The 25242-nt window shown below is 36.0% G+C and carries 23 protein-coding genes, 1 tRNA gene and 1 pseudogene; 16 read left to right on the top strand and 9 right to left on the bottom strand.

What is annotated here, in order from left to right; genetic code table 11:
- Window positions 1–179, bottom strand: a pseudogene (locus tag B9T31_RS08430) (alkyl hydroperoxide reductase); the annotation flags it as partial.
- A 264-nt stretch (window positions 180–443) separates the two neighbouring features.
- Between B9T31_RS08430 and B9T31_RS08435 the strand changes: the two are divergent.
- Together B9T31_RS08435 and B9T31_RS08440 are read left to right on the top strand one after the other, a co-directional pair.
- Window positions 444–662 carry a DUF1653 domain-containing protein gene (locus B9T31_RS08435; RefSeq protein ID WP_086181520.1) on the top strand — a complete coding sequence of 73 codons (219 nt, stop codon included), beginning with the start codon at window positions 444–446 and terminating at the stop codon, window positions 660–662.
- Window positions 663–671: 9 nt separating this feature from the next.
- Entirely contained in the window at window positions 672–1259 is a 588-nt protein-coding gene (locus tag B9T31_RS08440) for an O-methyltransferase (RefSeq protein WP_086181521.1), read from the top strand.
- 55 nt (window positions 1260–1314) lie between these two features.
- Here B9T31_RS08440 and B9T31_RS08445 read toward each other — a convergent pair whose 3' ends face one another.
- Together B9T31_RS08445 and ahpC are read right to left on the bottom strand one after the other, a co-directional pair.
- Window positions 1315–1521, bottom strand: coding sequence for a KTSC domain-containing protein (locus B9T31_RS08445; protein WP_086181522.1), 207 nt, complete (start codon window positions 1519–1521; stop codon window positions 1315–1317).
- 211 nt (window positions 1522–1732) lie between these two features.
- Window positions 1733–2296, bottom strand: a complete 564-nt coding sequence (ahpC, locus tag B9T31_RS08450) for an alkyl hydroperoxide reductase subunit C (RefSeq protein ID WP_086181523.1) — start codon at window positions 2294–2296, stop codon at window positions 1733–1735.
- A 368-nt stretch (window positions 2297–2664) separates the two neighbouring features.
- Here ahpC and hrpA point away from each other — a divergent pair, with 368 nt between their 5' ends.
- From hrpA to B9T31_RS08470, 4 genes are all read left to right on the top strand, one after another.
- Window positions 2665–6525 carry an ATP-dependent RNA helicase HrpA gene (hrpA, locus tag B9T31_RS08455; protein ID WP_416202532.1) on the top strand — a complete coding sequence of 1287 codons (3861 nt, stop codon included), beginning with the start codon at window positions 2665–2667 and terminating at the stop codon, window positions 6523–6525.
- 29 nt (window positions 6526–6554) lie between these two features.
- On the top strand, window positions 6555–7661 hold the full coding sequence (locus B9T31_RS08460; RefSeq protein WP_086181525.1) for a beta-ketoacyl-ACP synthase III: 1107 nt from the start codon (window positions 6555–6557) through the stop codon (window positions 7659–7661).
- A gap of 256 nt (window positions 7662–7917) precedes the next feature.
- Window positions 7918–9339, top strand: coding sequence for a cysteine--tRNA ligase (gene cysS, locus B9T31_RS08465; protein ID WP_086181526.1), 1422 nt, complete (start codon window positions 7918–7920; stop codon window positions 9337–9339).
- A 64-nt stretch (window positions 9340–9403) separates the two neighbouring features.
- Window positions 9404–9479: transfer RNA gene (locus B9T31_RS08470), tRNA-Gly, on the top strand.
- Between the two features lie 170 nt (window positions 9480–9649).
- Here B9T31_RS08470 and B9T31_RS08475 read toward each other — a convergent pair.
- Entirely contained in the window at window positions 9650–10105 is a 456-nt protein-coding gene (locus B9T31_RS08475) for a DUF441 domain-containing protein (protein WP_086181527.1), read from the bottom strand.
- A 137-nt stretch (window positions 10106–10242) separates the two neighbouring features.
- Between B9T31_RS08475 and B9T31_RS08480 the strand changes: the two genes are divergently transcribed.
- Window positions 10243–10956, top strand: coding sequence for a pseudouridine synthase (locus tag B9T31_RS08480; protein ID WP_086181710.1), 714 nt, complete (start codon window positions 10243–10245; stop codon window positions 10954–10956).
- 12 nt (window positions 10957–10968) lie between these two features.
- Here B9T31_RS08480 and B9T31_RS08485 read toward each other — a convergent pair whose 3' ends face one another.
- The 3 genes from B9T31_RS08485 to B9T31_RS08495 form a co-directional block, all read right to left on the bottom strand.
- A complete protein-coding gene (locus B9T31_RS08485) occupies window positions 10969–11412 on the bottom strand; it encodes a GNAT family N-acetyltransferase (protein WP_086181528.1) in 444 nt (147 codons plus the stop codon).
- Between the two features lie 91 nt (window positions 11413–11503).
- Window positions 11504–11836, bottom strand: a complete 333-nt coding sequence (locus B9T31_RS08490) for a type II toxin-antitoxin system RelB/DinJ family antitoxin (RefSeq protein ID WP_086181529.1) — start codon at window positions 11834–11836, stop codon at window positions 11504–11506.
- 106 nt (window positions 11837–11942) lie between these two features.
- Window positions 11943–12857, bottom strand: a complete 915-nt coding sequence (locus B9T31_RS08495; protein ID WP_086181530.1) for a pseudouridine synthase — start codon at window positions 12855–12857, stop codon at window positions 11943–11945.
- A 135-nt stretch (window positions 12858–12992) separates the two neighbouring features.
- Between B9T31_RS08495 and tsaE the strand changes: the two genes are divergently transcribed.
- The 4 genes from tsaE to hfq all read left to right on the top strand — a co-directional run bounded on the left by tsaE (window position 12993) and on the right by hfq (window position 17014).
- Window positions 12993–13472, top strand: coding sequence for a tRNA (adenosine(37)-N6)-threonylcarbamoyltransferase complex ATPase subunit type 1 TsaE (gene tsaE, locus B9T31_RS08500; RefSeq protein WP_086181531.1), 480 nt, complete (start codon window positions 12993–12995; stop codon window positions 13470–13472).
- Window positions 13462–15462, top strand: a complete 2001-nt coding sequence (gene mutL, locus B9T31_RS08505; protein ID WP_086181532.1) for a DNA mismatch repair endonuclease MutL — start codon at window positions 13462–13464, stop codon at window positions 15460–15462. The genes tsaE and mutL overlap by 11 nt, the downstream gene beginning before the upstream one ends.
- A gap of 6 nt (window positions 15463–15468) precedes the next feature.
- Window positions 15469–16413 carry a tRNA (adenosine(37)-N6)-dimethylallyltransferase MiaA gene (miaA, locus tag B9T31_RS08510; RefSeq protein ID WP_086181533.1) on the top strand — a complete coding sequence of 315 codons (945 nt, stop codon included), beginning with the start codon at window positions 15469–15471 and terminating at the stop codon, window positions 16411–16413.
- Between the two features lie 94 nt (window positions 16414–16507).
- The gene (gene hfq, locus B9T31_RS08515; protein ID WP_086181534.1) at window positions 16508–17014 is read left to right on the top strand and encodes an RNA chaperone Hfq; all 507 of its coding nucleotides are present in this window, start codon (window positions 16508–16510) and stop codon (window positions 17012–17014) included.
- A 72-nt stretch (window positions 17015–17086) separates the two neighbouring features.
- On the opposite strand, the gene B9T31_RS08520 is transcribed toward hfq, so the two are convergent.
- Entirely contained in the window at window positions 17087–18385 is a 1299-nt protein-coding gene (locus B9T31_RS08520) for a peptidylprolyl isomerase (RefSeq protein WP_086181535.1), read from the bottom strand.
- Window positions 18385–20847: an LPS-assembly protein LptD gene (locus tag B9T31_RS08525; protein ID WP_086181536.1), complete on the bottom strand. Its 2463-nt coding sequence runs from the start codon at window positions 20845–20847 to the stop codon at window positions 18385–18387. The genes B9T31_RS08520 and B9T31_RS08525 overlap by 1 nt, the downstream gene beginning before the upstream one ends.
- Window positions 20848–20968: 121 nt before the next feature.
- Here B9T31_RS08525 and B9T31_RS08530 point away from each other — a divergent pair, with 121 nt between their 5' ends.
- From B9T31_RS08530 to B9T31_RS08550, 5 genes are all read left to right on the top strand, one after another.
- The gene (locus B9T31_RS08530) at window positions 20969–21985 is read left to right on the top strand and encodes an aminoglycoside phosphotransferase family protein (RefSeq protein WP_086181537.1); all 1017 of its coding nucleotides are present in this window, start codon (window positions 20969–20971) and stop codon (window positions 21983–21985) included.
- Window positions 21982–22671 (top strand): N-acetylmuramate alpha-1-phosphate uridylyltransferase MurU, encoded by a 690-nt coding sequence (gene murU, locus B9T31_RS08535; RefSeq protein ID WP_086181538.1) that lies wholly within the window; start codon window positions 21982–21984, stop codon window positions 22669–22671. Before B9T31_RS08530 ends, murU begins: the two co-directional genes overlap by 4 nt.
- 86 nt (window positions 22672–22757) lie before the next feature.
- Entirely contained in the window at window positions 22758–23390 is a 633-nt protein-coding gene (gene rsmG / locus B9T31_RS08540) for a 16S rRNA (guanine(527)-N(7))-methyltransferase RsmG (protein WP_086181539.1), read from the top strand.
- Between the two features lie 21 nt (window positions 23391–23411).
- Entirely contained in the window at window positions 23412–24188 is a 777-nt protein-coding gene (locus B9T31_RS08545; protein ID WP_086181540.1) for a ParA family protein, read from the top strand.
- Window positions 24189–24190: 2 nt separating this feature from the next.
- Window positions 24191–25081 carry a ParB/RepB/Spo0J family partition protein gene (locus tag B9T31_RS08550; RefSeq protein WP_086181541.1) on the top strand — a complete coding sequence of 297 codons (891 nt, stop codon included), beginning with the start codon at window positions 24191–24193 and terminating at the stop codon, window positions 25079–25081.
- Window positions 25082–25242: the final 161 nt, after the last annotated feature.

Raw genomic sequence — 25242 nt, forward strand, 5'->3', positions numbered from 1 at the left:
CGCTTGTTTTTTCCATCAAAACGTGCAGTCACGTTATCTGAAAGTGCGGCAATTTCTGTCACAAGTTCTTTGATCTTTTCTGATTTATCTGAATCATTTAAGCTTGCAACCAATTCAATTGGACTTTCAAGGCGCTCAAGAAGCGTTTTTAATTGTGCTGAAGTATTTTGATCTAACATGACGAACGTCTCCAAAGGAGTAAATCTTTATTTGATGGAAGAATCATAGAATAAACCAATAGATAGGTAAAACAAGTTATTCTCATTTAAATGATCGGTTTATTGAATCAATATTAAAATAACGTTATAAACCTATGCAAGTCTGATAAAATTAATGGAGATAAAACTTAATTTTTCAAGAGATTAGTAGAGATTGCTAATAAATGAGTGGAATTTTTATAATCGATTTAGGTTTGAAATTTAATATAATTAGGTGGATAAAAGATGATGCTTAAAAAAGGTATATATCAACATTATAAAGGAAAGTTATATCAAGTTTTTTCTATTGCAACACATAGTGAAACACAAGAAAAGTTAGTTGTTTATCAGTGCTTGTATGGGGATTATTCGATGTGGGTAAGGCCTTTAGATATGTTTTGTGAAGCAGTGATTGTAGATGGCCAAACATTAGAGCGTTTTAAGTTAATTCAAGAATTAGGATAGGTTTGATCAATGAGTGGTTTGAATTTTTTATCTAAAATAGAAACTTTATATCAGCAATTTAAAACACATGATGCTACACAATCTGATCGTTTAAATCGGTATAGAAATATTGAGCCAGAATCAGCTGAGTTTTTAAATATTTTTATTCGAGCACAGCAGTCGCGTCATATTTTAGAAATTGGAACATCGACTGGATATTCAACTTTATGGTTGGCATATGCAGCTCAAGCAACACAAGGAAAAATTACAACCATTGAAATAGACGTTGCTAGATCTGCAATGGCACAAAAAAATGCAATTGAATTTCTACTTGATGATCATATTGATTTTATTGTGTCAGATGCACAGGAATATTTACGTCATTCTTCAGAAAAATTTGATTTAATCTTATTAGATGCAGAGCGTGATGCATATTGTGAATATTGGCGATATTTACCTCATCTTTTAAATGAAAAAGGGGGAATATTAATTGTGGATAATATAATTTCTCATCAGACTGAAGTTCAAGCATTTTTGGATTTAGTGCAATCCGATACAACATTTACAACGACAACATTACCTATAGGGGCAGGCTTATTTTTAGTTACATCTCTTTAACTAGATTATATCAAAGATAAAAGTCATCAAGTTTAATATGATGACTTTGCAATTTTTATTGAATTGACATTCGTTTGAAGTGTAAATTGTATTCTAGATATTTATGGACAAATACTGCTTTATTGCTACATCGAACTAAATTATTGTAGATGAATTCTGGAACTGGATGAAATAAATCTACAGTTCCATTGTTATAAAAAATTTTTAAATATTTAGATGTTGAATTGTATTTAAAAGATGTCACAGCAACAGTTATTTCCATAAGCAACCTCTTGGTGGTTAAAGGTTAAATCATAATTTGAGCCTAAATGGTTAGATTGGTGTTTATTATTTATGTATAGCATAACCACCTTGAGATACAAGATTTAAAAGAATGAAAATAACAATTTTTGTAGATATTGAATGATTAAAAATAGATATAAAAAAACCACGCTAAATTGCGTGGTTTTTTATATTTAAAAATCTAATCGAAATTAGATTTTACCGACTAAATCGATTGAAGGAGCAAGAGTTGCTTCGCCTTCTTTCCATTTCGCTGGACATACTTCACCTGGGTGAGCATGAACATATTGAGCAGCTTTAACTTTACGAAGAAGTTCTTGAGCATCACGACCAATACCACCAGCATTGATTTCGATGATTTGAATTTTACCTTCTGGATCAATCACGAATGTACCACGATCAGCAAGACCAGCAGCTTCGATTAATACGTCAAAGTTTTTAGAAAGAGTCCAAGTTGGATCACCAACCATTACATATTCAATTTTTTTGATTTCTTCAGAAGAATCATGCCAAGCTTTGTGTGTGAAATGTGTATCAGTAGAAACTGAATAGATTTCAACGCCTAATTTTTTGAATTCTGCATAGTTATCTGCAAGATCACCAAGCTCAGTTGGGCAAACAAAAGTAAAGTCAGCTGGATAGAAAAATACAACAGACCATTTGCCTTTAAGATCAGCTTCAGTAACTTCAATGAATTGACCGTTTTGGAATGCTTGTGCTTTGAATGGTTTAACTTCAGTATTAATTAAGCTCATCATTGTCTCCATGATTGAGGTTAGTATTTAATTTCCTTAAGAAGAGTAGCGAATTCTTCTCGATTGCTGAAACAGTATTTTTACATTACTAAAATCGGAAAAACCGAATAATAAATATCAGCAATAATTGACTTTGATTTTCTGAGTAGATCAATCAATATTTAATAAAGCCAAAAGCAGATTTATTGGTATAGCATGCCTATACATGATGACGAAGGTGTGTAAATTCAAGTGTTAAAATTAAAAAAGTTGAAAATTATCGAAAAAGGGAAGCTTTCTCTTCTGTAGAGAACAGCGTAAAATACGCTTTTGTTGTTTTGAAGAGATTTTAATCTGTGCTGAGTCATTTAAATGTAGATCAACTCGTAATGGTGCGTGACCGTCATCGTTTAAATCGACTAGCTAAAGGTAAAGATGCGAATCTACAGCAGTTCGATGAGCTTTTTAAAAAGTCAAATGACAAAGTGAAAGCTCGAGTTGAACAAATTCCAAATATTAAATTAAATCAAGATTTACCCGTTACTCAATATGCAGATCAATTAATTGCAGCCATTGAAAAGCATCAGGTGATTATTGTTGCTGGTGAAACAGGTTCAGGTAAAACAACACAATTACCACAAATTGCAATGCTTGCAGGTCGAGGATTAACGGGTTTAATTGGACATACCCAGCCTCGCAGATTGGCTGCACGAAGTGTATCCCAACGTATTGCCGAAGAAGTTGGTGAAAAGTTAGGAGATTCGATTAGTTTTAAAGTACGATTTAATGAACAAGGTTCAGAAAATTCGATTGTTCGTGTGATGACAGACGGTATTTTACTGGCTGAACTAGTAAATGACCGTTATTTAAATAAATACGATACGATTATTATTGATGAAGCACATGAACGTTCATTGAATATTGACTTTATTATGGGGTATTTGAAGCAATTACTCCCTAAACGACAAGATTTAAAAGTCATCATTACGTCCGCAACACTTGATGTAAACCGTTTTAGTCAATATTTCAATCATGCGCCTATTTTCGAAGTTGAGGGGCGTAGTTACCCAGTAGATGTGCTTTATCGACCTATTTCTGAACTTAATATCGGTGGTAGTGATGATGATGAATTTGATGATTTTGAGGAAAATTTACCTCGAGCAGTTGTTTTAGCAGTTGCAGAGTGCTTGCAAGATGCACAATCGAAAGGGCATCCAGAGCATGCAGATATTTTAATTTTTGCAAGTACCGAGCAAGAAATTCGAGAATTACAAGAAACATTAATTAAACATGGGCCAAAACATACAGAAGTACTTACGTTATATGCACGTTTAGCTTTAGCTGAACAGCAGAAAATTTTTAATCCATCGGGTGGTGGGCGACGTATTATTATTGCAACAAACGTTGCTGAAACTGCACTTACGGTGCCGAATATTCGCTACGTCATTGATAGTGGCTTTGCGCGTATTTCACGTTATAACTATCGCTCTAGGGTGCAACGTCTTCCGATTGAAGCAGTGTCTCAGGCAGCAGCCAATCAACGAAAAGGGCGTTGTGGACGTATTGCACCTGGCGTATGTATCCGATTATATAGTGAAGAGGATTTTTTAAGTCGTCCAGAATTTACTGAACCTGAAATTAAACGAACTAACTTAGCATCTGTCATTTTGCAAATGCAAAGTTTGGGCTTGGGTACACTGGAAGAGTTTGATTTTATTGAGCCACCTGATCATCGTTTAGTGAATGATGGGAGAAAGCTTTTAATTGAACTCGGTGCTATGGTTGAAAAATCTGTCATCGCTAAAGATCAATTGCGTAAAAATGTACCTAAAGAGGCATTAACTAAAATTGGTCAGCAAATGGCAAGAATGCCGATTGATCCGCGGCTTGCACGAATGATTTTGGGTGGTGCGCATTTTGGTGTTTTAAATGAAATTTTGATTATTGTTGCTGCACTTGCTGTACAAGATCCGCGAGAGCGCCCAGCGGATAAGCAAATGCAAGCAGATCAAAAACATGCCTTATTCCGTGAAGCAGACTCAGACTTCTTATTTTATTTAAAACTTTGGGATGCTATAAATAATTCTCATGAAAGTATGAGTGAGAATAGGCGTCGTACTTTTGCTCGACAACATTTTTTGAGTTGGTTGCGTTTGCGAGAATGGAAAAAAACACACGAGCAATTGGTTGATTTAGCACGTGGGTTAAAACTCTCGTTTAATGCCCAAAAGGCTAGCTATGAAAATTTGCATAGAGCTTTATTAACAGGGCTTTTATCTTTTATTGCCAATAAAACAGATGAGCGTAATGTTTTTATGGCAGTTCGGCAGCAAAAAGCACGCGTATTCCCAGCATCCACCTTGCATAAAACCAATACCTCTTGGGTGATGGCATTCGAGATGGTGGAAACATCACAAGTATATTTGAGAACTTTAGCAAAAATTGAACCAGAATGGATTTTACTGGCCGCAGGTAATTTATTAAAGCATCATTATTTTGAGCCACATTGGTCTAAAAAAACCGGTGTTGTTAATGCTTATGATCAAATTTCATTATTTGGTTTAATTATTGAGCCTAAGCAAGCAATTAATTATGAAAAAGTCGATCAGCCAGCGGCACATGAAATCTTTCTGCGAGATGCATTAACGACAGGAAATTTAGGTATTTCTCCACCATTTCTCAAGCATAACTTATTAAAACTTGAAGAAGTGGAGCGTGTGGAGGATAAACTGCGTCGTCGTGATTTGGTTGTCGATGAAGAAACGATTTATCAGTTTTATGCATCAAAAATACCACCTGAAATAGCAAGTCGACGAAGTTTTGAAGATTGGCGTGCAACAATTGAACCGAAAGATCCGCGTTATTTATTTGTGGAAGATGATGCATTGTGGTTGGATGATCGCCCAACGACACAATTATTTCCAGATTTTTTACGCAATGGTGAGCTACGTTTAGCAACAACTTATAAATTTGATCCAAGTCATGATGAAGATGGCGCGACAGTTAAAATTCCAATTCAAGCCTTGGCACAGGTCGATGAGAATATTTGGTCGTGGGGAGTGCCAGGTTGGCGTCAGGAGTTGATTGAGGCGTTATTAAAATCTTTGCCTAAAGATAAGCGTCGCAATTTGGTTCCAGTTCCAGATACGGCTAAAAAATTGCTGAAAGCTATTGATGCACAGCATTTACAAGCGCATATATTTCATTACTTGGCTTATCAGCTTCGTGGCGAGCAAATTGTAGAAAAAGATTTCTCTTTTGAGCGCGTTGAAGCCTATTTGATTCCATTAATCAAAGTACGTGATGAAAATGGGCGAGTGATTGAACAAGGACGGGATTTAGCCGAATTAAAAGCTCGTTGTCGCACAGAAACACATAGCCCAGTAAAACAATTAAAGGGAGAGTTTAAAAGCTTTCCAGCTAATTTTGTTTTTGAAGCTTCACAGAAGGTTACGGGCGTAATTGTGAAGCAGTATCAAGCTTTAGTGCCAACCCGAAAATTCTCTGACTTAGAGCAAAAAGATGAGTCAGGTGTTGTTATTCAAACATTTAATGATCAATTTGAAGCGGTAAAGCAGCACCGAAGTGGTGTAATACGTTTAGTACATATGCAATTGGGGGATTTGATACGTCAGCTTAAAAAACAGATCTCTAAGCCATTGGCATTGGCATATTCACCACTAGGCGATAAAGCAAAATTAGAACAAATGTTAATTTATGCAACATTACAAATGGCTATTTCAGAGCTTCCTGTTAATGTTCATGAGTATGATGCTTTGCTTGAACATGTTAAAAAAACGTTTTTAACGCATGGACAAAAGATTCTTCAAGAATTAAGTGATATTTTTATTCAGTGGCAGGATATTCGTCGAAAATTACTGCTTCTAGATGCATCTGTATTCAGTGTGAATATAAATGATATTGAAGATCAACTTGATTTAATGGATTTATCCGACTTTGTTTATAATAAACCGATAGATGTTTGGCTTGAGTTTTCACGTTATTTAAAAGCATTGATTCTACGTCTTGATCGATTGCCTAATAATTTACAACGTGACAATGCCGCGATAGATCAAATTGACCCTTGGATGGAAAAATTATTTAAATATAAACATGATGTACGTTTGAAAGAATTATATTTTATGGTTGAAGAGTTACGTATTTCTTTATTCTCTCAACCAATGAAGACAAAGATGCCAATTTCAACCACACGTTTGCAAAAACTATGGGAACAGCTTGGAATCAGTTAATATATAGATAAAATTAATAGGAGTTTTACATGGGCATTCGCATTACTGGTACTGGCTTGTATCACCCAAAAGATGTCATTACCAATGAAGAATTAGTTGAAAGTTTAAATGCTTATGTGGAACATTATAACCAAGAAAATGCTGAAAAAATTGCGACTGGGGCGTTAGAAGAACTCCGTGGCTCAAGTGCAGAGTTTATTGAAAAAGCATCAGGCGTGAAGCAACGCTATGTAATCGAAAAAACAGGAATATTAGATATTCATCGTTTACGTCCAAAATTACATGAACGGACAAATGATGAGCTCTCAATTCAAGCAGAATGGGGCGTAATTGCAGCAAAGCAAGCGATGGAAAATGCTGGGGTAACACCTGAAGATATCGATGTTGTAATTTTATCATGTTCTAATTTACAGCGTGCTTATCCTGCTGTGGCAATTGAAATTCAAAGTGCTTTAGGTATTCAAGGTTATGCCTATGACATGAATGTTGCTTGTTCTGCAGCAACATTTGGAATTAAGCAAGCGTATGATGCAATTAAAGCAGGAGCACGTCGTGTATTGTTAGTCAATGTTGAAATTACTTCTGCACATACAGATTTCCGTTCACGCGATTGTCATTTTATTTTTGGAGATGTTGCAACGGCATCGATTATTGAAGATACCGAAATAAAATCTGGATTTGAAGTATTGGATATCCATTTATTTACGCAATTTTCAAACAATATTCGTAATAATTTTGGATTTTTAAATTTAAGTGAAATAGAGGCAGATATCGATAATAATCGTTTCCGTCAAGATGGACGTAAGGTTTTTAAGGAAGTTTGTCCGCTTGTAGCTAAAATGATTACAGAGCAGTTGAATAAAAATGCGATTGCGCCTGAAAATATTAAACGCTATTGGTTGCATCAAGCTAATGCGAGTATGAATGAACTGATTTTAAAGTTGGTTGTTGGAAAAGAACATGCACAGCCAGAGTTGGTTCCTATTATTTTGGATGAATTTGCAAATACATCATCTGCAGGGGTAATTATTGCACTACACCGTACTGCGCATGAAGTTGAGCATGATGAATATGGTGTATTGTGTTCTTTTGGTGCTGGATATTCTGTAGGTTCAATTCTTGTTCAAAAAAAATAATAACGTTGAATGTAATATTTAAAGATATTCAATTTAAGTAAATGCAAATGATTTAAAAAGAGGTTAGATTAAATTTAACCTCTTTTTTTATGATGATTGAGATTATAATGAAAAACGTGTACAGATAATCGATTATCAATTCGATAAAGTTGCAATTTTTTTATAATTAAATAAGAAAAACATTGCTCAAATCTTTATGAATAATAAGGCTTAGGTTAAGATGGACGATCTTTTATAAAACTATTATTGAAGTATTATGCAGCCATTTGTTCTTTATAACTCAGAGCAACGTAAAAAAGTTGAATTTGTTCCACGTAAAGAAGGACATATCGACATGTATGTATGTGGTATGACTGTTTATGATTATTGTCATATTGGTCATGCGCGTGTCATGGTTGCATTTGATTATATTATTCGATTTTTACGTAGCCAAGGTTGGCAAGTGAAATATGTACGTAATATTACAGACATTGATGACAAAATTATAAAACGTGCGAATGAGAATGGTGAAAGTATTACAACACTCACCGATCGTTTTATTCAAGCAATGAATGATGATGCTGAAAATTTAGGTTGCTTAGCACCAGATGAAGCACCACGTGCCACTGAGTATATCGACCAAATGCAAAATATGATTGGTGACTTGGTGAATAAAGGTACTGCATATCCTTCAGCGAATGGCGATGTATATTTTGAAGTTGAAAAGTTTGAAAAATATGGTCGTCTTTCTGGGCGTAAACTTGATGACATGCAAGCCGGTGCCTCTGAGCGTGTAGATGTTGAAGTTGAAAAGAAACATCCATTTGATTTTGTTCTTTGGAAACATGCAAAAGAAAATGAACCTTCATGGGCATCCCCATGGGGAAATGGTCGTCCAGGTTGGCATATTGAATGTTCAGCAATGTCAACATGCTGCTTAGGAAATCACTTTGATATTCATGGTGGTGGTTCAGATTTGCTCTTTCCACATCATGAAAATGAAATTGCACAGTCAGAAGCATCAACAGGTGAACAGTATGTAAATTATTGGATGCATGTGGGTTTTATTAATGTTGATGGCGAAAAAATGTCTAAATCATTGGGTAATTTTTTCACGATTCGTGATGTGATGGAAAAGTTCCATCCTGAAGTGATTCGTTACTTTATTGTATCTTCACATTATCGTAGTCCTGTTAATTTTTCTGATGTGGCATTAAAAGAAGCAAAAACGACATTAACGCGTTTTTATCATGCATATAAAGCCTATGAAGCAATTTATGCTAGTAAAACGGTCGATACTTTAGATGAAGCACTCGTTGAGCGTTTTAATACAGCAATGCGTGATGACTTTAATACTTCAGAGGCAATAGCCGTTTTATTTGAAATTATTAAAGAGCTCAATAGAGCAGTTAAAGAAGAGAATACTGAACAATCAGCGATTTATTATTCTACTTTGCGCTATCTTACGAATATTCTTGGATTGGTTCAATATCCTGTTGATGATTTCTTAAAATCAGATATTGGTCAAAACGCTCTCGGTTTATCTGAAGCGCAAATTGAAGATTATATTCAGCAACGCCAAGATGCGAAGAAAGATAAAAATTTTGCACGTGCAGATGAAGTTCGTCAGACGCTGCTCGATCAAGGGGTGGTTTTAGAAGATACCCGTCAAGGAACGATTTGGCGCCGTGCTGATTAATTCAGCATTTGGTTGGGAATATATTGACAGTCAATTAAAAGTCTTTATAATTCCTTTCCATATTGCGGGAATAGCTCAGTTGGTAGAGCACAACCTTGCCAAGGTTGGGGTCGCGAGTTCGAGTCTCGTTTCCCGCTCCAAAATTTTAAAAAGCCTAAATCAAATGATTTAGGCTTTTTTTATGCGTATTAAAGATTTATATACACTTTTAAGATTTAAATGATCACTTATGGGTGTCGTATCTTTACTATGATTTTGATATCGTTGATACATGAGTATTTGATATAAAATAAGGCTAGCGCGAGAATAATTAGCGCCCAGTACCAATAATGAGTGATAGAAGACCAGCAGCAATCATTGGGCCAACAGGAACGCCTTTAAGTAAAGCTACACCTGCGACAGTACCAATGAGTAAGCCTGCAACAACATTCGGTTGATTTGACATTAAGTTGACCCCTCGACCACCTAACCATGCAACAAATAATCCGATTGCGATTGCGCATAATGATTTCCAGTTGAGAAATGATTTTAGAATTTCATCTCCAGGAATTTTTCCACTAGCAATGGGTGTTAGTACGCCAATAGTTAGGATAATAACCCCTAAATTTAGCCCATGTTCTTGCAATAAAGGGAAAAATTCACTTAAGGGAGTGATTCTAAAGACAATAAGTACACCAGCAGCAATGGTCACAGCTGTGTTGTGACTAAATATTCCGCAAGCAACAAGCACCAAAAGGACAATAAGGTTAAGATCAAGTTGAGACATGCGACTGATTAAATGATAACAAAGCCAATAGTGTAGTCCTTTTTATGATGGAAAGGGAGATGATACAAGCATTTATCTAGGTATTCAGGGCAGTTTTGATTAAACTGTTGGCTATTTTAAATAATGAGCGAGCAATGATGTTTTTGGAAAAAATGTTACAGTCACAAGGTTTTGGTACAAGAAAGCATTGTCAGCAATTAATTAAAAATGGGGCAGTTCAAATACAGGGTGAGGTGAAGCAAATCCCTAAAGAAAAAGTAGATGTGAATGAATTATTATTTTGTGTTTATGGTCATGAATATCAGTATCGTGAAAAAGTTTATATTGCTTTAAATAAGCCTCAAGGTTATGAATGTTCACATCAATCGACACATCATTTTAGTGTATTTGATTTATTTGATGATGTTCTTAATCAACGAGGTATTCAATGTGTTGGGCGATTAGATCAAGATACAACGGGATTATTGTTACTCACAGATGATGGTCAGTTTTTACAAGCACTCACACATCCTAAAAAGCATGTTGCTAAAGTATATCAAATGCATACTGCTGATGTCGTGAATGATGAGCAAATGGAAAAATTAAAACAAGGCGTTGAGTTGCGCAATGAAGTTGGTATTTTTGCGGCTACCGATATAACGTGTTTAGCTGATAAGCATCTTCAAATAACGATTCATCAAGGTGTATATCATCAAGTAAAAAGAATGCTTGCGGCAGTAGGTAATAAAGTTGAGCAGCTACATCGCCATCAAATTGGTGCACTACAATTACCAACACTTGCTGAAGGTGAGTGGGTGTATTTAAGACAAGAGCAAGTTGAGCAAGCAAAATATCGTGATTTAAAAGATTGAGTTCAGTGAAAACTACTTTAAAAAACAGTGATAGGTTTGAAATTGATCGTCTTTTACAAAGCCCATCGTTTCATAGAGTTGATGAGATTTAAAATTATTTTTTTGTGTTTCTAAACTAATTCTGAGTGCATTTTTATGTGCTGCAAATAAAATGGCAGTATCAATGAGTTGTTTCGCAGCGCCTTGACGGCGAAACTGAGGCGTGACATATACATCATCTAAAATATAATAGCTTGAGCAGGCAACCGTAGAAAAACCTAGATATAACAGGACAAAGCCAGTAAATATGTCATCTTTGATATGAATAAAAATAATGCTTTGCTGATTTTCAAAGCGCTGTTTTAAAAATTGGTAGGATTCAGCAATATTGGATGAGCTACCGTAGAATTGGCGATATTCATCGAACAAAACGGTGAGTTGATCTAAATCTTCAAATTTTGCACGCCTTACAATCATTATTCACTCCATGTAAAAGTGACCTTTTACATTAAGCATAAAGAAAAATTGTGTTCTAAGATGAATAGAATTGTTTAAAAATACGACAATGTTATTTTTTGTCAGCATCATTTAATAATTCATCAAGTTCTTTAAAGAAATCACTGTGCTCATCATCCAATGAGTGATCTTGATCAATCGCTTCAGATAAGTCTGAAAGATTGATAGGCTTTTGTTCTTGTTTGAGTTTACGTAATTTAATGAGTTGCTCTAAATCTATATTCTGATTTTCAATTGAAAAGGGGATAGATTTTGTTAATACAACTTGTTTAAAAAAAAGACGCACAGCTTGTGCTGGCGTAATTCCTAATTGTTTGAAAACAGCAAAAGCCTGTTTTTTTTCTTGTGAATCTAGGCGAACTTGATAGACTTCAGTTTTTCTCATGATTTTTCATAGTCAAATATATAAAGGCTTTAATGGGTATTTTAATTGAACAAAAAGTTATTTCAATAAAATAACACGATAAATCTAAATTAATGTAATGACAAAGCTATGACAATGTCAACTCTTGTTGTGATGAAAAAGACAAATACTTTTGATGAATTGGATCTTGAAACTCAATCTTCTTGGCTAAAAGTTGTAATGGTGCAGAAAAGTCATGGTCTGAGTGGTGTACTACCTTTGGGTAGAATGAATCATTCTGAATTGCAAGCCCCAAATGATTTAAATGAACGCGAAGTTGATGTTGTTTACCTGTCAGTGGTTGTAATAAATATTTCGCCCATTGATCGTTATGTTCTAGGATTGAAATACGTGTTGTACTGTTACTTATACCCTCACTCACTTGCATGGTATAGAACGGTTCACCTTTTTCCATACGTAAAGAAAGTTGTTGTGGAAATTTTAAGGCTGGATTAAAAGGGGCAATCGCATGATACGTTTTTTGTACTTTGCGCTCAGCAAATAATTGTTGGTATTGACCACGTGTTTTCGGCCGCTTTGAAAATAAAACTACACCCGCTGTTTCACGATCTAGTCGGTGTATGGGAGTGAGATGCTCATTCTGTGTTTGCTGTTTTAAACGAACCAATAATGTTTCTTGTACATATTGACCTGTTGGCGTCATCGTTAAAAAATGTGGTTTATCGACAACAATAAGTTCATCATTTTCAAATAAAATTATATGTTGAAAAGGAACGTGAATTTCATTTGAAAGAAACCGATAATAAAAGATATGAATATTGGCAGTATATAGAGATTGAGTGGTAAGTATTTGTCCAGCATCATTGAAAATGAGTTGTTCATTAAATCGTTGTGCCCATTCATGTTGACTAATATGGGTAAACTGTAAGCATAGATATTCAAAGATTGTCGTTGTTGGTTGTAAGAATATTTCGGGTAAATAAAGTTTACTTGCACTCACTCCATTGATCATAGGAGGTAAAAATTCAGATTTAATATTCATTTGTAATATGGTCAAAAAATTAAAATTTACTGAGTGAAAAAATAACTTTTACACACTGCTACATAGGTTTTCATACAGGGCAATGTTATCATATTTACACTTTTTTAGCTTGTTGAGAGTCGTCTTGCCGTGAATATGCCATATTCATTTAATTTAACGTTAGATAATGAAAATGAGACCCAAAATTTAGCACAATTTTTGGCACAGCATTTTACGACTGGAGTTATTTATTTAATTGGAGATTTAGGTGCTGGAAAAACTACATTCACGCGCTATTTATTACAAACCTTAGGTCATCAAGGCGCAGTAAAAAGTCCGACTTATACATTGGTTGAGCCTTATCATATTTTAGGAAAAGATATCTTTCATTTTGATTTATATCGACTCAATGATCCATATGAATTAGAACTGATGGGGATTCGTGATTATTTAGAGGTAGCGAACGCCTTATTTCTTTTTGAGTGGCCTTCTAAAGGAGAACGTGAGATTCCTGAAGCTGATTTGATCATTAATATAGAAAAATCTGAAGATGAACTGACTCGAAATATCACTTTAAGTTCAAGTTCTGAGGCTTTACAACGCGCTTTAGAGAGTAATTTCAAGCATGCTGAATGATTTACATAATCGCCGTATTCATACATTACATCCTGCATTAGCCAACCAAATTGCCGCAGGTGAGGTGATTGAGCGACCTGCATCAGTGGTCAAGGAGTTACTTGAAAATTCAATTGATGCAGGCGCAACAGAGCTCATTATTCGTGTGGAGCAAGGTGGTAGTACACTTATTGAGATCATTGATAATGGTCGAGGGATTCATGCTGAAGATTTACCTTTGGCAGTAATGCGTCATGCGACCAGTAAAATTCAAACATCAGAAGATTTACATGCAATTATCAGCTTAGGGTTTCGAGGGGAAGCATTAGCATCAATTGCTGCTGTTTCTAGACTGACTTTAACCAGTAGTCAAAATAATGATGGCGTGGGTTATCAAGTTGAAGTCAATGGAACAGCATTTGACCATCAGGAAATTCAAGCTGTAGCATCTCCTCAGGGAACACATATTCGTATTCAAGATTTATTTTTTAATGTGCCTGCACGTCGAAAATTTCTTAAAAAACCAGGAACAGAGTTTGGACATATTGAAGAAATTGTTCGTCGATTAGCATTAACACATTTTGATATTCGATTTGTTTTAGAACATAATCAGTCGATTAAATTAAATTTACCCATTGCAGACAGTGGTGAGCTACGCTTTCAAAGAGTTCAGCAACTACTCGGGCGCCAGTTTGTTGAAAATGCATATTGGATTGATGCAGATAGTGTGAATATGCGTTTAAGTGGATGGTTAGGCCATCCTTCTGATGCAAGATCACAGGCGGATTTACAGTATGTTTATGTAAATGGGAGAATTGTGAAAGATAAAACAATTTCTCATGCATTAAGAATGGCTTTTGATGGCATTTTACATGGTCACCAACATGCGGCATATTTGTTGTTTTTGGAAGTTGAGCCCGAAAATATAGATGTAAATGTGCATCCGACCAAACATGAAATACGTTTTTTAAATCAACGTGAAGTACATGAGTTTGTACGTCATTATGCCAAAGATACATTATCTCAATTTCAAACGGCATCTGCTGATTTAGCTTCAGCAATGAAGGGTAATCATCAGACTGAATTGAATAGTCAACAAAATAATAATCACGTTGATTCAAAGGTTATGTATCAGCCACGTTATCAGGAACAATTTAACCTTCATAACGCATCATCATCTGTCCTAGATGAATCTAGTAATGAAAAAAATAATCTATTAAGTGATTTTAATCATAATCGACCTGAACATGTGCAGTATGCAAACGCATATTCCACAGCGAAACCGTATTCTAATAGTCTTCAATTAAATAATGCATTAAAAAATTATTTAGCACCTTTACGTGAAACAACTGTGCCATCATCTTCATTGAACGGATCGGATGGTCATGTAGAGGCGAATGATTTTATTGCAAAAAAAGTGGATGAGTATCCGCTAGGTATTGCCATTGCACAGTTACATGGGATTTATATTCTTGCACAAAATACCGAAGGTCTAATTATTGTTGATATGCATGCAGCACATGAACGTATTGTTTTACAACAAATGAAATCGGCATGGGATAAGCCTGAATTTTGGACATCACAACAGTTGTTGATTCCAAAAATTATTAGTATTACGCGTATGCAGGCGATGCGGGTGGAAGAGCTTAAAGAGCAATTGGCGCGTTTGGGGCTTGAGATAAATCAATATGGTGAAGATCAGGTTATTGTACGAGGTGTTCCAGCAATTTTGCATAAGGCAGATTTCTCTGAACTTATCCCTGAATTATTAAATGATTTAGACCCAAATGATGAAGCACAAGGCTTATTGCAAAAGCGTGATCAAATTTTAGCAGGCATGGCATGTCATAGTGCAGTGCGAGCACATAGAATGTTGAGTCTCTCTGAAATGAATGCACTACTTCGACAGATGGAACAAACTGAATTCGCAAGTCAATGTAATCATGGACGACCAACTTGGCGTGCGTTTCCATTAGCTCAATTAGATAAACTTTTTGCTCGAGGAGAGTAGTTTTACATGTCAAACGAATTGCCAGTCATTAATTTGATGGGACCTACAGCAAGCGGGAAAACAGCTTTGGCATGTGAGCTATATGAACATGGTGGATTTGAACTTATCTCTGTTGATTCTGCTTTGGTTTATCGAGATATGGATATAGGTACGGCTAAACCAAGTAAAGCAGAGCAAGAGGCATATCCACATCATTTAATTGATATTATTTCTCCATTAGAAGTATATTCTGCTGCGGAGTTTGTAGAAGATGCATGTTGTTTAATTGATGAAATTCATGCTAGAGGTAAAACACCGATTTTAGTTGGTGGCACTATGCTTTATTTCAAAGCATTACTTGAAGGACTTTCAAGTAACTTACCGAGTGCAGATTATGCGATTCGTCGTGAAATTGAAGCTGAAGCAGAAAAACAGGGTTGGGAATCTGTATATGCTGAACTTTGCCGAGTGGATTTACTTGCGGGGCAAAAATTTAAAGTCAGCGACAGACAGCGTATTATTCGTGCATTAGAAGTCTATCGAATTACTGGGCAACCGATTACACAGTTACAAGCAGAACAACCTAAAAATGTACCTTATCGTTATAAATTTGAAAATTATGCATTGATACCAGATCGAGCTGAATTACATCAAAGGATTGAGCAACGATTAGAAAAGATGTGGGAAATCGGTTTTTTGAGTGAAGTAGAATCTCTTATTGAAAAATATGATTTAGATGAGAATTTTTCGTCAATGCGTGCGGTTGGTTATCGGCAAGCCTTGAATTTTCTACTTAAATGTGATAATAATCACGTAAATATGGAAGAAATGAAGGATAAAGCGTTATTTGCAACACGACAACTTGCAAAACGTCAATACACTTGGTTACGTTCTTTGAAAGAAATACATAAAATTCAAACATATTTAACCATTAAGAATGCACAAGAAGACTTGCTAAACTATTACGTTTAAAGCAAAATTTAACTACCGTCTTTTTTATAAATTTTAATTGAAAAATTAGAGACGGTTTTGCGCTGATATTTTAAATTTTTTGGAGTTATATAACATGTCTAAAGGTCAAACTTTACAAGATCCGTTTTTAAATTCACTTCGTAAAGAACGTATTCCAGTTTCTATCTTCCTCGTAAATGGTATTAAATTACAAGGTCATATTGAATCTTTTGATCAATATGTTGTTTTGTTAAAAAATACTGTAAGCCAAATGGTTTATAAGCATGCTATTTCAACTGTAGTGCCTGCACGTAATCCACGTCCAGCTGGTGCTCAAGGTAGCACTCCAGCATTCGGTACTCAGGGTGGTAGTGCTGGTGGTCAAGGTGGCTTTGGTGGTAACCAAGGTGGCTTCGGTGGTCAAGGTGGCTTTGGTGGTAATCAAGGTGGCTTCGGTGGTCAAGGTGGCTTCGGTGGTCAAGGTGGCTTCGGTGGTCAAGGTGGCTTCGGCGGCAATCAAGGTGGCTTCGGTGGTCAAGGTGGCTTTGGTGGTCAAGGTGGCTTTGATGCTGAACCTAAATTTGATGATGTTCAAGAAGATGAAAATAACAGTAATCGTTAATTGAAATAAAAAAAGCCTCTCGATTGAGAGGCTTTTTTTATTGATGAATAATATGAATATTGATTGATTTATTTAATTATTTGTTTTTGGATTTAAAGAAGGATCTTTAATATCGACATAAGCATTATTGCGTACTTCTCTTAACCAGTTATCAACTTCAGCGTCAAATTGTCTTTCACCTAAAACTTGACGCGCCATATTCTTTTGATATTCTTTGGTCATGTCTTGTTGTCTTGTGTCAACAACCTCTAGGATATGCCAGCCAAACTGTGATTGAAATGGAGTGGTATATGTTCCGATAGGTGTATTCTTCATTTGATTTTCAAATTCAGGAACCATAACACCTAAATTTACCCAGCCTAAACTTCCACCATCTCGTGCAGAACCTGGATCATTAGAAAAGGTCGAGGCAAGTACCGCAAAATCTTCACCTGCTTTTAAGCGATTATAAATGCTATCAATCATTTGTTTCGCATTGTCTTGGCTGACGACTTCTGAAGGCTGAATGAGAATGTGGCGTACATTATATTGGGGTACGAGCGCTTTTTGGTCACTTGACTTTAAATCGACAAGCTTTAAGACATGGAAATCATCACGTACTTGAATTGGCTGAGTTGTTTGTCCGATATTTAATGTGCTAACTTCTGCGACAAGTTCACTTGGAATATCTGAGAGGTTGCGATAACCTAAATCATTGCCTGTTACAAATGTTTTTGCATTTGTAAATTTCTGGCTAATATTACTGATGTCATTTGTCGTATTAAGCGCATCTTGGACTTGTTGAGCAACTTGTTTGGCATTCTCACCTGATATTTTAAGGTGCATGATATGGGCTTGATTACCAAGAGCTGCTTGACCTTGAGGGGTTTTTAAAAAGTTATTAATATCTTGATCACTAATTTGAATACGTGACATAACAATTTGTTGACGTAAATGATTAATCGCTAAATCTTCGGCAACTTGATATCTTAAAGCTTCATAAGCACCAGGATTTTGAGCATCTAATTTTTTTTGAAAAGCTTCAATAGACGGGCTACCTGCTTGTTTTGCAATTCCTAAAATTGCTTCGTTTAAAGATTTTTCATCTGCATTAATATTAAATTTTTTGACTTGTTCCAATTGAGCTTCACGAAGGATGAGCTGTTCCAGTGCTTGTTGAGCAATAAAAGCTTCAGGCGGTGTTTGCTTATTATTTTCAAAATGTTGTCTAAATTCTTCTATGCTATGTGCTAAATCGCTTCTCAGAATAACATTGTTATCAACAATAGCAACAATCTCATCTGAGCTTTGAGCTGATGCAGAAGATGCTGCAACAATGCTGAGAGCGACTATAGAGGCTTTAAAAAACTGTTGTAGTTGTTTTGTCTTCATTAACGTTTTGTCCAAGATTGATTTGCTGTACTGAATCCTAAGATACGGTTTTCTAATAAAGAAGCAAGTTTATTGTTGAAGCTACCAAGACCTTTTAAAGTAATTTCAGCCATAATTGCTTTGTTTGGTTTTACATTTGAGGCTTTAACATTATCTAAGTCATTATAATAGGAGCGACCATATACGGAAACACCCCAACAACATGATTCATAGTTCAAGCCTACAAGATAGTCACGTCCGACTTTATTTTCAATATCATATTGTGCATGCCCAATAATTCTCCAATTATTTTTGACGGGTTGAACAAATGAAACAGAAAATTGGTGATATGCACGCTGTCGATTTGGAATATCTCTTTCATAATAATAACCAGCACTATATAAAGCACCTTTTTCCGTGGTCATTAATGCATTTAAGTTGTGAAGTGCATCCTTACCATTTGCGAGCCACGCGCTGTTTGAGTTAATTGTAAAGTTCTGAGTTACTTGACTTGAGAGGCTTAACACTGGTCCTGTACGCTTTTCTGTATCAAAGCGGTCGGTGTCCCCATTTAAAGTGACTCGACGATCTTCAAAGTAGAATGTTTGACCAACACTGGCACGCAGTCTTTCTAAACCAATCTGATCAAATAAGCTATAACTTAAACCAAGTGATGCGAAATTATTGTCTTCTAAGCGGTCATGACCATAGAAACGTCGAGGACTAAACAGTTGCTCATAGCCAATCGTTGCTGCTACTGAGTCAAAGTTAGGATTACCATTTTGATTTTTATATGGTGAATAGGCATAAAATGCACGAGGGCTTAATACGTGCAGGTATTTGCCATTTTTTTCAAAATTTAATGCGGTATCTAGCGTAAATTCAGGAACAACAATTGAAACATCTTCGGAGTTTCGACTTGTGCTATTCGGATTTGCATCAAAACGATTTCGAGTATCTAAATCATAATAAGTATTCAGATTCCGTACAGAAACGCTTGGGCGAACATATGACCACGGATTGCTTAAATTGTAGCGAACCGTGAAGTCATTATAGATACGTGTTCCACTTGGTTCTGCCGTATTGGTAAAATCGCGAATATTTTTCTTGAAGTAAGCAGAATCATTATTATATTCAAACTGCAAGCCTTCAGGGTTTCCAGTCGTATAATTTAATAAGAATTGAGGCAGACGAGCATAGGGTTTATCTTTATCTGGAATCTCTTTATCAAGTGTTTGAAAATCCTCAACTTTCAAGTGAGCTCTTAAGCCAGGTAATGATTGGCTAAAATAGTTCACCCCCCAAACTCTACGTAAGTTAAGATCAGTTCGTGAGTTTGGGTTATTGTTGAGATCTGAGAAATAGTCTTTGTCAGATGCGTAATTATATTCAGCGAATGTGGAGAACTGTGAGTTAATTTGCCAAAAATGATCAAACTCTAAATGTTTTCGATCTTTTTTATTGTATTCTTTATCGGATGGCAAAATTCCACCATTGAGACGGCCATAACCAAAATTTTCGGTTAAATATCTAAACTCACCATCTAACATTGCACCACGTTTAGAAAGATACCTTGGCGTGAGTGTTAAATCATAATTGGGCGCTAAATTTAAATAAACAGGAACCCCAAGTTCAACACCACTGGTATTACTGATACCAAATGAAGGGGTTAAAACACCTGTTGTGCGACGATCATCAATTGGAAAGTTGAAATAAGGCACTGCTAAGATGGGTACATTCTTAACATATAGGCGTGTATTTTTGGTTTCACCACGTCCTGTGTCTTGGTTCAGAATAATTTCTTTGGCTTTAATTTGCCATGTTGGTGATTCATCTGGTGGACAGGTGGTATATGTCGCATCATTGAGTACAGTGATGTCTGTGGTTGAGCGAATGATTTTTTCAGCTTGACCGTGTGCATGTTGTGCTTCAGAAATATATGAACTTTTATCTAAGTCGCCGTATTGTGTTTTAAGATTATAATTTACATGATCACTTTGTGCGAGTAGGCCGCCTTGCGCCATTTGCACACGTCCTTCTGCATTTGCATAAGTTTGTGTTTGATCAATGGTCACTTTGTCTGCTTTTACCTGACGACCTGGTTGATCAATAATGACATTACCTTCTAAAATTGAATCGCCATTTGGATTATAGTGACCATAGTCTGCAGTGATTGTAGAAGTTGACTGATCAGCAGTATCTGTTTTTACTTCAGGATTAATTGGGGTGATCCATGTGCCTGAGCAAAAAGCTGAGCTTAAGGATCTTTTTTGTCGTTGTTGTGCTTCTGGTGTAGATTTATCTACATAGTATTGTTCAAAAAAAAGTTGACCAGGGTAATTTTCTTTAATTACTGTTTTTAATTGTTCATTTGTCGTTGTTGAAGCCGACTCTATAGAAGCTGCATATGTTGACATAGCGCTTCCACATAGAAGGGTTAAAACTGCAGTCGCCAAAGGGCTATATTTAAACTGTTGCTTCATGTTTCTCATTAACCAAGAGTGCTTAATCGCAATTAATTATTGTTGCATGATAGAGAAAAAGTTCATAAGTGGCTACACTTAATACTTTAAAAACTCGGCCTGTAAATAGAATTTATCGCAAATGACTACACAACGTGAACAATCTATCCAAAACTGGATAACAACTGTACTTGGTTCTGATCAGTTTGAAATTAATTTTTTAGCAGGCGATGCAAGTTTCCGTCGTTATGCGCGAATCAACCTGAATAATAAAACATTTATGCTCATGGATGCACCTCCTGATCGAGAAGATTGTGTACCTTTTGTGACGATTGATGAATTTTTTGATCAAAATAAGGTGCGAGTGCCGCATATTATTGCAAAAGATTTGGAGCAAGGTTTCTTATTGTTAGAGGATTTTGGAGATATATTGCTTTCTACTTTATTAAATCACGATACAGTAGATGCATATTATGCGCAAAGTTTCAATCAGTTAGTGCAATTGCAGAGCATTTCTGGACAAGGGCATTTTCCAGCATATAGTTATGAGAAATTAATCTCGGAAATGGAATTGTTTACACAGTGGATGCTTCCTTCTCTCAATATTCAACTGAGCACGGAACAAAGTGCTTTAATTAAGCGAACCTTTGCCATACTTGCAAATGCAGCATTGGCGCAACCTGACGTGATTGTGCATCGAGATTTTCATAGTCGTAACTTAATGAAAATTGAAGGTGAGACCGATTTAGGGGTTATCGATTTTCAAGATGCTGTGATTGGTGCAGACACTTACGACTTAATCTCTATTACACGTGATGCCTATGTACAGTGGAGTCCTGCACGTGTATATCAATGGTTCGAAGTGTTTTATCAATTACTTCCTGATGCTGCAAAAGTAGATCGTAGTTTTGAACAATTTAAAAAAGATGCGGATTTTATGGCAGTACAACGTCATATTAAAATTTTGGGTATTTTTGTTCGACTGTTCGAGCGTGATGGAAAAGCAGGCTATTTAAAAGATTTACCAAGAGTGATGTGGTATGTGCTCGAAGAAAGCCGACCTTATGAAGAACTTCAACCTTTTGTGGCATTTCTTATTTCCGTTGTTATGCCAAAATTCGAAGAAAAATATGGTGTATATGAGGTTGTTGTTGAATGAAAGCCATGATTCTTGCGGCAGGGTTGGGAAATCGGATGCGCCCTTTGACGTTGCATACGCCTAAACCGTTATTGGAAGTGGGAGGGAAGCCTCTCATTGTTTGGCATATTGAGAAACTCAAAAAATGTGGCATTACTGATATTGTGATTAATACGGCTTGGTTAAGTGATAAGTTGGTTGCTGCCTTGGGTGATGGTCATCAATTTGGTGTGAATATTCTTTGGTCTCATGAAGGTGAGGGCTTGGAAACAGCGGGTGGTATTATTAATGCACTTCCATTATTAGGTAAGGAACCATTTATCCTAATTAATGGTGATGTATGGACATCCATGGATTTTTCAATCTTATGTGACGTTCATTTGCAAGATCATTTGGCGCATTTGGTTTTGGTTGAAAACCCTGAACAACATCCTTTGGGGGATTTTACTTTATTAAATCAAAAAGCATACACATTTGATCAAAACCAGTTAGGGGAGAATTTAACTTTTAGTGGTATTTCGGTAATTCATCCTCAGTTATTCACTGATCTAGAAAATGGTAAGCGTCCATTGGCACCATTGTTAAAGCAAGCAATGCAAGATGGCAAGATTTTAGCCTCAAAATTACAAGGTGAGTGGGTTGATGTGGGGACTCCTGAGCGATTAACTACCTTGGATTTGGCGATTCATACGGGTAAATTGGCTTAAGTGTGTATTCGCTAAACACTCAATAGTGTGATACCGATGATAAATCGGTATACTTTCATCTAATTCAATCGAGACGTTAATTGTTCATGCATACGTTTTTTCAAGAACTCAAAACAGGTAGTCAGGCATTAGGTCTAGCACTTTCTGATGATACTTTAAATTTACTTTTAAAATATCAAGATGCATTGGTGCTTTGGAATAAAGCATATAACTTGACGGCTATTCGCGATCCTAAAGAAATGTTAATTAAGCATTTATTAGACAGCTTGAGTATTTTGAAAGATTTGCCACAAGGACGTTTGCTTGATATTGGTACAGGCGGAGGAATGCCTGGTATGATCATTGCTCTTTGCCAACCAGACCGCCAATGTGTTTTACTCGACTCAAATGGAAAGAAAATTCGGTTTTTAACGCAGTTCATTGCAGATTTAAAACTAGAAAATGTCATTGCGGTTCAAACACGTGTTGAAAGTGTTGAAAGTATTGAAGCATTAGGGAAATTTGATGTTATTACAAGCCGTGCATTTGCATCTTTAACAGATTTTGTTACAGCATCCGTACCATTTATGCATGAAAAGAGTATTATTGCATCAATGAAAGGATTGATACCAGAAGAAGAAGTCTTTGCTTTAAAAGATCAGTTTAGCTGTGAGGTTGTGGCGCTTAAGGTTCCACAATTAAATGAACAACGTCATTTACTTCTATTAAAACAAATTTAAGAATTAGAGATTGGGGTCACCATGGCACAAATTATTGCAATTGCGAATCAAAAAGGTGGCGTAGGAAAAACCACAACAGCAGTGAATTTAGCTGCCTCTTTAGCAGTATTAAAGAAACGTATTTTATTGATAGATATGGATTCTCAAGGCAATGCCACGATGGGGTCTGGAATACAAAAAAATGATTTATTGTATTCAATTACAGATGTATTGCTTGGAGAAGTGCCAATTCAATCTGCGATTACAAAGTCTGAAGTTGGTTATAAGATTTTAGGTTCAAATCGTGATTTAGCAGGTGTGGAGCTTGCTATTGCTGAGCAGGATGGTCGAGAGTTTATTTTACGCGAAGCGTTGAAAGAAATTGAAAAAGACTATGATTTTATTATTGTAGATTGCGCGCCGAGTTTAAGCTTAATTACAGTCAATGCTTTATCTGCCGTACATGCGGTGATTATTCCGATGCAATGTGAGTATTATGCGCTCGAAGGATTGGCAGATTTAACGCAAACAATTGATCGAATTCAACAATCTTTAAATCCTGAATTGGAGATTATGGGTGTTTTACGGACAATGTATGATCCGCGAAATGCGTTGACTCGTGATGTTTCAGAAGAGTTAGAACAATATTTTGGTAATAAACTTTATGATACGGTTGTGCCACGTAATGTACGTTTGGCAGAAGCACCGGCACATGGTTTACCCATTATTTATTTTGAAAAAAGCTCAAAGGGTGCAGTTGCATATTTAAACTTAGCAGCTGAAATATTAAAGAAAAGTAAAGTGAAAAAGGGACAGTAAGCATGACCATAAAAAAACGCGGATTAGCTAAAGGACGTGGTCTAGATGCCTTACTTGGTTCAATTCAAAAAGAGAAGCTTCAATTAGATGCTCAAGCGATAGACCATGGACAACTGAAACAAATTGATGTGAAATTATTAAAACGTGGTGAGTACCAACCACGTCGTTTTATTCATGAAGAAGCTTTAGGTGAGCTTGCTGAATCGATTAAAAAACATGGCATCATGCAACCGATTGTGATTCGCGCAGTGGATGATGAGTCGCATCCTTATGAGATAATTGCGGGTGAGCGTCGTTGGCGAGCAGCACAATTGGCAGGACTCTGTGAAATACCTGCAATTGTAAGAAATTTACCAGATCAAGTGGCCATTGCACTCGCATTAATTGAGAATATTCAAAGACAAGATTTAAATCCAATTGATCAAGCTTTGGCTTTGCAACGTTTTCATGAGGAATTTGGTTTAAGTCATCAAGAGATTGCTGATACCGTTGGAAAAGCACGAACAACAGTAAGTAATCTGCTACGGTTATTGTCACTTACCGATCCAGTCAAAGATTTGATGCAACAAGGTCAACTTGACATGGGGCATGCACGTGCAATTTTAACACTGAAAGAGAAAGATCAACTTAAAGTGGCTGAGGTTGTGGTTGCTAAAAGTTTATCTGTTCGTCAAACAGAACAATTGGTTCGTGATTTAATTTCTCCAAAACCAACAGAAAAAGAGAAACCTAAAACCTCTGCTGATATTCAAACATTAACGCAAAAATTGTCTGAGCGTTTTAGTGCTGAAGTTAAAATTGACTACAATAAGCAAGGCAAAGGTAAGCTGGTCATTCATTATCATTCATTGGATGAGTTGGATGGCATATTAAATATTTGCTTACCTGAATAATTGTGCTGACCGCTTTTATACCGTAAAGCGGTTACGATGATGTAATAGATTTATGATTTATTAAGCTTTAAATATGTGAAGTGATGACTAAACCTTTAATTCAAAGATTATAAGAGAAGTCACAAATAATAAATCATGAAAATTAATCGTTCACATATTGT

Origin of the sequence: Acinetobacter sp. ANC 4558, from assembly GCF_002135375.1 — a bacterium.
Classification (GTDB): domain Bacteria; phylum Pseudomonadota; class Gammaproteobacteria; order Pseudomonadales; family Moraxellaceae; genus Acinetobacter.

Coding starts and splice junctions, on each gene's coding strand:
- B9T31_RS08435 (WP_086181520.1), top strand. CDS start 444: ATGATGCTTAAAAAAGGTATATATCAACATTATAAAGGAAAGTTATAT.
- B9T31_RS08440 (WP_086181521.1), top strand. CDS start 672: ATGAGTGGTTTGAATTTTTTATCTAAAATAGAAACTTTATATCAGCAA.
- B9T31_RS08445 (WP_086181522.1), bottom strand. CDS start 1,521: ATGGAAATAACTGTTGCTGTGACATCTTTTAAATACAATTCAACATCT.
- ahpC (WP_086181523.1), bottom strand. CDS start 2,296: ATGAGCTTAATTAATACTGAAGTTAAACCATTCAAAGCACAAGCATTC.
- hrpA (WP_416202532.1), top strand. CDS start 2,665: ATGGTGCGTGACCGTCATCGTTTAAATCGACTAGCTAAAGGTAAAGAT.
- B9T31_RS08460 (WP_086181525.1), top strand. CDS start 6,555: ATGGGCATTCGCATTACTGGTACTGGCTTGTATCACCCAAAAGATGTC.
- cysS (WP_086181526.1), top strand. CDS start 7,918: ATGCAGCCATTTGTTCTTTATAACTCAGAGCAACGTAAAAAAGTTGAA.
- B9T31_RS08475 (WP_086181527.1), bottom strand. CDS start 10,105: ATGTCTCAACTTGATCTTAACCTTATTGTCCTTTTGGTGCTTGTTGCT.
- B9T31_RS08480 (WP_086181710.1), top strand. CDS start 10,243: ATGTTTTTGGAAAAAATGTTACAGTCACAAGGTTTTGGTACAAGAAAG.
- B9T31_RS08485 (WP_086181528.1), bottom strand. CDS start 11,412: ATGATTGTAAGGCGTGCAAAATTTGAAGATTTAGATCAACTCACCGTT.
- B9T31_RS08490 (WP_086181529.1), bottom strand. CDS start 11,836: ATGAGAAAAACTGAAGTCTATCAAGTTCGCCTAGATTCACAAGAAAAA.
- B9T31_RS08495 (WP_086181530.1), bottom strand. CDS start 12,857: ATGAATATTAAATCTGAATTTTTACCTCCTATGATCAATGGAGTGAGT.
- tsaE (WP_086181531.1), top strand. CDS start 12,993: ATGCCATATTCATTTAATTTAACGTTAGATAATGAAAATGAGACCCAA.
- mutL (WP_086181532.1), top strand. CDS start 13,462: ATGCTGAATGATTTACATAATCGCCGTATTCATACATTACATCCTGCA.
- miaA (WP_086181533.1), top strand. CDS start 15,469: ATGTCAAACGAATTGCCAGTCATTAATTTGATGGGACCTACAGCAAGC.
- hfq (WP_086181534.1), top strand. CDS start 16,508: ATGTCTAAAGGTCAAACTTTACAAGATCCGTTTTTAAATTCACTTCGT.
- B9T31_RS08520 (WP_086181535.1), bottom strand. CDS start 18,385: ATGAAGACAAAACAACTACAACAGTTTTTTAAAGCCTCTATAGTCGCT.
- B9T31_RS08525 (WP_086181536.1), bottom strand. CDS start 20,847: ATGAAGCAACAGTTTAAATATAGCCCTTTGGCGACTGCAGTTTTAACC.
- B9T31_RS08530 (WP_086181537.1), top strand. CDS start 20,969: ATGACTACACAACGTGAACAATCTATCCAAAACTGGATAACAACTGTA.
- murU (WP_086181538.1), top strand. CDS start 21,982: ATGAAAGCCATGATTCTTGCGGCAGGGTTGGGAAATCGGATGCGCCCT.
- rsmG (WP_086181539.1), top strand. CDS start 22,758: ATGCATACGTTTTTTCAAGAACTCAAAACAGGTAGTCAGGCATTAGGT.
- B9T31_RS08545 (WP_086181540.1), top strand. CDS start 23,412: ATGGCACAAATTATTGCAATTGCGAATCAAAAAGGTGGCGTAGGAAAA.
- B9T31_RS08550 (WP_086181541.1), top strand. CDS start 24,191: ATGACCATAAAAAAACGCGGATTAGCTAAAGGACGTGGTCTAGATGCC.